Raw genomic sequence first — 1,081 nt, 5'->3', positions numbered from 1 at the left:
CCGCCACGGTGCGCGACGCGGCCTTTGGCTCAGCCTCGGCTGTCTTCGCCTTGGCGGCCTCCGGCTGGCCGGCGCCGGCCTGTTTGTCGGTCGTAGCCGACTTGTCGGTAGTAACCGACTTGTCGGTGGTGACAGACTTGTCCGCGGCGCTGCCGACAGAGGAAAACTCGCCCGTTCCCATCCAGGCCGCGAAACCGATGAGCACGGCAACGGCTGCAAGCTTGTGAAACCTGATTTTCGGCATCGTCATTTTTCCGTAGCAGGACCTGGCTAGGTCGGCGCTTCCGACTTGGGCGCGCGGCCGATATGGGTGTGCGCGGGGCCTAGTTCAATTTGCCGTGATCGGCGGACGCCGCTTCTACCTGAAAGTTGCGGCGCAATATAGTCGGAAAAGTTGCCGGAACATTGCGGCGGGGAACGCTGTACCTCGACAAACACGGGCTTTTCTGCCAGCCGGCTGGCGCTTTTGCCGGCGCGCCGGCAGGTTTCCCCAAGGTTACTGGCAACAGCCGTCAGCATGATGCGAAAAATCGTCCACGGGCCGCGGCAGCCGTCCGGTCGGAGCGCGCTAGCGCCCCGCTATCCTCGGTTGAAGCTGTCAAGTGATGAGATTGAGCAGCCGGAAGATCCGCTCGAATGTCCTGCCGTAAGGCGGGCGCAGCAGGCCGCCCGCGCTGAGCTTCGACTGGATGAAGATCGGCTTTTCCTTGCTGAAGGTGCGGAATCCCCATTCGCCGTGATAGGCGCCGGTGCCGCTCTCGCCGACGCCGCCGAAGGGCTGCCGCTCCTGCACCAGATGCAGCATGCAGTCGTTGATCGTGACGCCGCCAGCCACCGTCTCGCGCATCACCCTTTGGCGGTTGGCGCTGTCGCTGCCGAACCAGTAGAGCGCCAGCGGACGCTCACCCCGGTTCACATGGTCGATGGCTTCGTCGACCGTGCCATATTCGACGATCGGCAGCACCGGCCCGAAAATCTCCTCGCGCATCAGCCGCAGATTGTCGCCGGCATTGCGCACCAGCACCGGCGCCATCTTGCGGTCGCTGACGCCGAGCGTCTCGTCGGCCGGGTTGATCTCGGT

Annotated in this window: 1 protein-coding gene and 1 pseudogene; both read right to left on the bottom strand. The window is 64.3% G+C overall.

Annotation, left to right across the window (positions count from 1 at the left end; all coding sequences use genetic code 11):
* Positions 1–244, bottom strand: a pseudogene (locus EOA24_RS38970) (efflux transporter periplasmic adaptor subunit); the annotation flags it as partial.
* 354 nt (positions 245–598) lie between these two features.
* Positions 599–1,081: aldehyde dehydrogenase family protein (locus EOA24_RS38965; protein WP_127410878.1), on the bottom strand; the 483-nt coding region annotated here is incomplete at its 5' end.

The sequence above is a fragment of the Mesorhizobium sp. M2A.F.Ca.ET.039.01.1.1 genome (assembly GCF_003998035.1).
In the GTDB taxonomy this organism is placed as follows: Bacteria; Pseudomonadota; Alphaproteobacteria; order Rhizobiales; family Rhizobiaceae; genus Mesorhizobium.
Note: the sequence above shows the minus strand (reverse complement) of the source record. Positions and strands in the feature narration are given on the sequence as shown.